A 6,770-nucleotide genomic window follows, 5' to 3' on the forward strand; every position below is an offset into this window, starting at 1 on the left:
ACCTTGTGAAGGTGCGGTCGGCTGAATCCTGCCAGGAGAGGCCGCTCTCCAGCGTGAACGGCTTGAGATCGAGAAGGCCGCCATCCTTGTATTTCTGCAGGCGCACGCCCTTGCCGCGGCCCATCTCCGGAATCTCTGCGAGCGCGAACACCAGCATTTTGCGATTCTCGCCGACGATGGCGAGATGGTCGCCGGTGACCGGGATGCAGCGCTTGGCTTCGTCCGGCGCCTTGACGTTCATCACCTGCTTGCCCTTGCGGGTGTTGGCAACGACCTCCTCCTCCGGCACGATAAAACCGTTGGCGTCGTGCGAGGCCAGCAGCAGCTTGCGCTTCGGATCGTGAACGAAGGCGGTGACGATGTCCTGGTCATTGTCCATATCGACGATGATGCGGATCGGCTCGCCATGGCCGCGCCCGCCAGGCAGCCGGTCGGCGCCGATGGTGTAGAACTTGCCCCCGGTGGTGAAGACCAGCACCTTGTCAGTGGTCTGCGCATGGAAGGCGAGCTTGAGGCTGTCGCCCTCTTTGAAGGTCAGCGTCGAGAGATCGGCCAGATGCCCCTTCATCGCCCGCAGCCAGCCCTTTTCCGAGACGACGACGGTGACCGGCTCGCGCTCGATCATGGCATGGGCGATGTCGGTCAGATCATGCTCGGGCGCGTCGGCGAACTGGGTGCGGCGCTTGCCGAGCTCGGTCTCCGGACCGAACTTGTCGCGGATGTTGGTGACTTCCCACTTGATCGTCGCCCACTGCTTCTCGTTTGAAGCAAGCAGTGCCTCGATCTGCTTTTTCTCCGCGCTCAGGCCGTCGAATTCCTTGCGGATCTCGAATTCTTCAAGCTTGCGCAGAGCGCGCAGCCGCATGTTGAGGATGGCTTCGGCCTGGGTGTCGGTGAGCGACCAGCGGGCCATCATGACCTGCTTTGGCTCATCCTCCTCGCGGATGATCCTGATCACCTCGTCGATGTTGAGGTAGGCGATCAGGTAGCCGGCAAGTATCTCCAACCGTCTTTCGATTTCGCCGAGGCGATGTTTCGAGCGGCGGACCAAAACCTCGCGGCGGTGCTCGAGCCACTCCTGCAGCACGCCCTTCAGCGACAGCACGTTGGGCACCTTGCCGCGCGACAGCACATTCATGTTGAGCGGGAAGCGGCTTTCGAGCTCGGTCAGCTTGAACAGCGATTCCATCAGGATGCCGGGATCGACCGAACGGCTCTTCGGCACCAGCACGACGCGGACGTCCTCGGCGCTTTCATCCCTGATGTCCTCGAGCAGCGGCAGCTTGCGCGCCATCAGCAGCTCGGCGATCTTCTCGATCAGCCGCGCCTTCTGCACGCCGTACGGGATTTCGGTGACAACGATGCTCCAGGTGCCCCTGCCCTGGTCCTCCTGGAACCACTTCGAGCGCACGCGAAAGCCACCGCGACCGGTTTCGTAGGCTTCGAGGATCGAGGCGCGGCTGTCGACGATGATGCCGCCGGTCGGGAAATCCGGCCCCTGGACAAAGTCCATCAGCTTCGCCACCGGCGCGTCCCGGTTTTCGATCAGGTGAAGTGCGGCATCGCAAAGCTCGGCGGCGTTGTGGGGCGGGATCGATGTCGCCATGCCCACCGCGATGCCGGACGAGCCGTTGGCCAAAAGGTTGGGAAAGGCGCCGGGCAAAACCACCGGCTCCTCGTCTTCTTCATTGTAGGTCGGCCGATAATCGACGGCATCCTCGGTGATGCCGGACAAAAGTTCGGTCGCCACATCGGTCATGCGCGCTTCAGTGTAGCGCATGGCGGCGGCGTTATCGCCATCGATGTTGCCGAAATTGCCCTGGCCGTCGACCAGGGGATAGCGCATCGAGAAATCCTGCGCCAACCGCACCAGCGCGTCATAGATCGACTGGTCGCCATGCGGGTGGAACTTGCCCATCACCTCGCCGACGATGCGGGCGCATTTGGCAAAGCCCTGATCGGGGTTGAGCCGCAGCAGGCGCATGGCGTGCATGATGCGGCGATGGACCGGCTTCAGTCCGTCGCGCACATCGGGCAGCGCCCGGTGCATGATGGTCGACAGCGCATAGGCCAGATAGCGCTCTTCCAGCGCCTTCTTCAGATCGACCGGCTCGATGTGATCGCCACCGCCATTTTCAGGCGGCAAAAGCCTTTTTCCCATGGGCTCGGACTAGCCGAGCGGGTGATTCGCGGCAAGAGCCCGACGGAGATACCGGCCTTTCTGCAACATGAAACCATACCCCAGCGGATGTCGGCCAACATCAGCCTGTTACATGCGGGCTCTATCGCCAAGCGCGACGATATCCGGCTATCGGCTCTTCATGACAAATTCACCGGTTTGCGCAAAGACGGTGGGATCGGGTTTGCCTTTCACCGCGATTTTTGACCAATGTGCCGGGACACGCCTTTTTCCGGTCCAGTTCGTCACGGAATGGTGATGGCGCAAATAATTGAAAAAACAATTTCAGGACACTCTCAGGGACCTTGCGATGACAATCAAACGCTCAATTCTCAAGAAACTGGCTTTTTCGACCTTCTTGCTCACGCTGCCGCTGAATGCGGCCCTCGCACAGGATACGGCAGTGGCCGACCGGCTGAAGGCAGCGCTTGTCGCACAAGGTGTCGACATCACCTGGACCGGGGTGACCGGCGACAACACCAGCATGGTGCTGCAGGGCGTTGCCATCAAACCGGCGGCGGAGAAGGAAGCGCTTCCCATCGGCGACGTCAAACTCGAAGGCGTGACCGAGGCAAATGGCGGCTATGACATCGCCACCGTATCAACGGCTGCCTTCACACACAGCAAGGACGGCGTCACCCTCGACCTCAGCCCCTTCGTCATCCACGACATGACAGTTCCGGCCGACGGTTCCACCGGCCCGCTGGGCTCGCTGATGATGTACAAGTCCGCCGAACTCTCGAACATGACCGTCAAGGTCGCCGACAAGACCGCCTTCTCGATGGACGGGCTTGCCATCGAAATCACGCCGCCGGCGGACGGCAAGGCGATGGAATTCACCGCCACCACGGAAAAATTCAATGCCGACCTGACGCTGGTGGACGATCCCAAGTCCAAGGAAGTCATCAACGCGCTCGGCTACCAGAACATCGCGGGCAATTTCGAAATGGCCGGCACTTGGCAGCCCACGGACGGCAAGATGGCACTGTCGAAATACGACATCTCGGTCGAGAATGCCGGCACGCTCGGCATGACCTTCAATCTCGGCGGCTACACGCTGGACTTCATCAAGTCGCTGCAGGAAATGCAGAAGAAGATGGCGGCACAGCCGGAAGGCGCCGACAATTCGGCGCAAGGCATGGCCATGCTCGGCCTGTTGCAGCAGCTTTCGTTCAACAGCGCCTCGATCCGCTTCGACGACGATTCGCTGACCAACAAGGTTCTGGACTATGTCGGCAAGCAGCAGGGCATGTCCGGCAAGGACATCGCCAACCAGGCCAAGGCGATCGTGCCGTTCGGCATGGCGCAGCTCAACAATCCGGAACTGACTGCGCAGGTTACGGCCGCGGTCAGCAAATTCCTCGACGATCCGAAGAGCCTCGAAATCTCGGCCGAGCCGCCGGCATCCGTGCCGTTCGCGCTGATCATGGCGGGCGCCATGTCCAACCCGCTCGATCTGCCCAAGACGCTCGGTGTCACCGTCAAGGCCAACGAAGACTGATCGAAGCGATCTCGCTATGCGAAAAGCCCGGCAGCGATGCCGGGCTTTTTCTTCGGATTAGCGAATTGAAAGAATCGGTTCGGGCGGTTCTTTAAAGCATCGCCCAAAGCGCGCGATCAGGCGTCCTTCTTGGGCACGGCAACGCGCAGCGCCAGGTCGCGAAGCTGCTGCGGGCTCGCTTCCGAGGGTGCATTCATCAACAGATCATAGGCCTGCTGGTTCATCGGGAACATGGTGATCTCGCGCAGGTTCTTGGCGCCCACCAGCAGCATGACGACGCGGTCGACGCCGGCAGCCATGCCGCCATGCGGCGGCGCGCCATACTGGAAGGCGCGGTAGAGGCCACCAAAGCGCTCCTCGACCGTGGCACGGTCGAGGCCGACCGTCTCGAACGCCTTGACCATGGTTTCGGGCAGATGGTTGCGGATACCGCCGCTGGCGATCTCGAAGCCATTGCAGACCATGTCGTACTGGAACGCCTTGATGCCGAGCAGATCCTCGCCGTTCAGCGCATCGATGCCACCTTGCGGCATCGAGAACGGGTTGTGGGCGAAGTCGATTTTCTTCTCTTCCTCGTTCCATTCGAAGAACGGGAAGTCGACGATCCAGCACAGTTCGAAGCGCTCGCGATCGACGAGGTTCAACTCCTCGCCGGCGCGGGTGCGCGCGGCACCGGCAAACGAGACGAACTTCTTCGGATCGCCGGCGACGAAAAACGCGGCGTCGCCGTCGGCAAGGCCGAGCTGAAGGCGGATCGCCTCGGTGCGCTCCTCGCCGATGTTCTTGGCGAGCGGACCGGCGCCTTCGAGCTTGTCGCCCTCCTTGCGCCAGAAGATATAGCCCAGCCCCGGCTGGCCCTCGCCCTGCGCCCAGGAATTCATGCGGTCGCAGAAGGCGCGGCTGCCGCCGGTCTTGGCGGGAATGCCCCACACTTCGGCCTTCGGGTCGTTGGCCAGGATGTTGGCGAACACCTTGAAGCCGGAATCGCGAAAATGATCGGAGACGGCCTGCATCTCGATCGGGTTGCGCAGGTCCGGCTTGTCGGAGCCGTATTTGCGCATGGCCACATCATAGGGAATGCGCTGGAAGTTCTGCGTCACCGGTTTGCCGTTGGCGAAGGTCTCGAAGACCCCGCGCATGACAGGTTCCATGGTCGACAGCACGTCGTCCTGCTCGACGAAGCTCATTTCAAGGTCGAGCTGGTAGAATTCGCCCGGCAGACGATCGGCACGCGGGTCCTCGTCGCGGAAGCAGGGCGCGATCTGGAAATAGCGGTCGAAGCCCGACACCATGATCAGCTGCTTGTACTGCTGCGGCGCCTGCGGCAGCGCGTAGAAGGTGCCGGGATGGATGCGCGACGGCACCAGGAAGTCGCGCGCGCCCTCGGGCGAAGACGCGGTCAGGATCGGCGTCGAGAATTCGGTAAAGCCGACCTCGCCCATGCGCTTGCGCATTTCCGCGATGATTTTGGTACGCGCAATGATGTTCTTGTGCAGCGTCTCGCGGCGCAGGTCGAGGAAGCGGTACTTCAGCCTTATATCCTCGGGATAGTCGGGCTCGCCGAACACCGGCAGCGGCAGTTCCTTGGCCGCCGACAGCACCTCGATCTCGCGGGCGAAGATCTCGATCTCGCCGGTCGGCAGATTGGCATTGGTCGTCTCGGGCAAACGCGCCTTGACCTCGCCGTCGACACGGATGACCCACTCGCCACGCACGGTCTCGGCGACCTTGAAGGCCGGCGAATCCGGATCGGCGACGATCTGGGTCAGGCCGTAATTGTCGCGCAGGTCGATGAAGAGCAGGCCGCCATGATCGCGCACGCGATGCACCCAGCCCGACAGGCGAACGGTCGAGCCAACGTCGCTCTTCCTCAACTGGGCACAGGTATGGCTGCGGTAACGGTGCATTGTCATTGATAAAGTCCGGGGTGCTGGGTTGCAGGCCAAGCATCAAGCCCGGCCTCAAAATTTGCGCGAAAAGCGCATGGGAGGCCGGATTTGTCAAGGCAAGCGGCTTCGACAGGACATCCGTTGTAAACTTGGGCGGCACAATGGATAGCGATATCCTCTACCGCTACGTTTACGGCAAATGAGATCAGGATATGCAAAACCAGAAGCTCTTTCTGACACCTCAAGAGCGCAGCCGCATCGTCAACCTGCTTGACGCGGCTCGCATAGACGATTGGGCGCGGTTCAAAGCCCTCTCCGACGGTGACTTTCCGAACGACGAATCGATGCGGGAGCAGTTCGACGGATCGCGGCTCATAATCGACTACGATCGTATCGACCCGGAACAGCAATTCGCTGTTGGCGTAGATCCCGACGGTTTCCGGCTCATCACCGGTCAGTTGCCTCCGCGCGACGATCAACGGCAACAGGTGATCATGACGATCTATAGCAAGAACCTAAACGACGGCCCGTTCATAAGCGTTTGGACCTTCCACGAAGAGTTGGACATATCCTCGCTGTAGTTTGCCGGGAATTGCCGCTGGTATTGGTCAAGGCGATGGTTCAAGAAGAGATCACCGACACGTGATCGCCTCTTCATGTCCTCCATCCGCCCGATGATCCCGCTTCTTCTCGCCGCAGGCATCCTGCTCGGCGGCAATGGGCTGCAGAGCACGCTGATCGCGCTGCGCGGCGCGCAGGAAGGGTTTTCGGCTTCCGACATCGGCCTGATGGGCACCTTCTACTTCGCCGGCTTCCTGCTCGGCTGCCTTGCCATCACCCGCATCATGAAGGCGGTCGGCCATATCAGGGCATTTTCGGCGCTGGCGGCAATCGCCTCAGTCGGCACCTTGCTCCTGGTGCTGGTCATCGATCCGGTGATGTGGTGCGCGGTGCGTCTTGCCGGCGGCTTCTGCTTCGCCGGGCTGTTCACCATCGTCGAAAGCTGGCTGAATTCCGGCGTCGGCAATCACGATCGGGCACGCGTGCTGGCGATCTACCGGATGGTCGACATCGGTTCGGTGACATCAGCCCAGTTCCTGATCCCGATCTTCGGCGCTGGCGGTTTCGCAATTTTCGCTATCATGTCGATGATGATCACGCTGTCGCTGGTGCCGGTTTCGCTCGGCGACCGCTCCAACCC

General features: G+C 61.4%; 5 protein-coding genes and 1 pseudogene. 4 read left to right on the forward strand and 2 right to left on the reverse strand.

The window, feature by feature from the left end; all coding sequences use genetic code 11:
* The coding region (gene parC / locus EN914_RS18700) for a DNA topoisomerase IV subunit A (RefSeq protein WP_127389198.1) at positions 1-2,161 on the reverse strand (2,161 nt) is incomplete at its 3' end.
* On the opposite strand from parC, the gene EN914_RS18705 reads away from it, so the two are divergent.
* Both EN914_RS18705 and EN914_RS18710 read left to right on the forward strand, forming a co-directional pair.
* Positions 2,117-2,386: a hypothetical protein gene (locus EN914_RS18705; RefSeq protein WP_127423385.1), complete on the forward strand. Its 270-nt coding sequence runs from the start codon at positions 2,117-2,119 to the stop codon at positions 2,384-2,386. The genes parC and EN914_RS18705 overlap by 45 nt on opposite strands.
* A gap of 103 nt (positions 2,387-2,489) precedes the next feature.
* Positions 2,490-3,680: a hypothetical protein gene (locus EN914_RS18710; protein ID WP_024504700.1), complete on the forward strand. Its 1,191-nt coding sequence runs from the start codon at positions 2,490-2,492 to the stop codon at positions 3,678-3,680.
* Positions 3,681-3,796: 116 nt separating this feature from the next.
* Here the strand turns inward: EN914_RS18710 and aspS are convergent, their stop codons facing one another.
* Positions 3,797-5,587 carry an aspartate--tRNA ligase gene (aspS, locus tag EN914_RS18715; RefSeq protein ID WP_024504701.1) on the reverse strand — a complete coding sequence of 597 codons (1,791 nt, stop codon included), beginning with the start codon at positions 5,585-5,587 and terminating at the stop codon, positions 3,797-3,799.
* 194 nt (positions 5,588-5,781) lie between these two features.
* Between aspS and EN914_RS18720 the strand changes: the two genes are divergently transcribed.
* On the forward strand, positions 5,782-6,150 hold the full coding sequence (locus tag EN914_RS18720; protein WP_024504702.1) for a hypothetical protein: 369 nt from the start codon (positions 5,782-5,784) through the stop codon (positions 6,148-6,150).
* Positions 6,151-6,225: 75 nt separating this feature from the next.
* Positions 6,226-6,770, forward strand: a pseudogene (locus EN914_RS18725) (MFS transporter); the annotation flags it as partial.

This window comes from Mesorhizobium sp. M7A.F.Ca.CA.001.08.2.1 (assembly GCF_003998455.1).
GTDB lineage: Bacteria > Pseudomonadota > Alphaproteobacteria > Rhizobiales > Rhizobiaceae > Mesorhizobium > Mesorhizobium ciceri.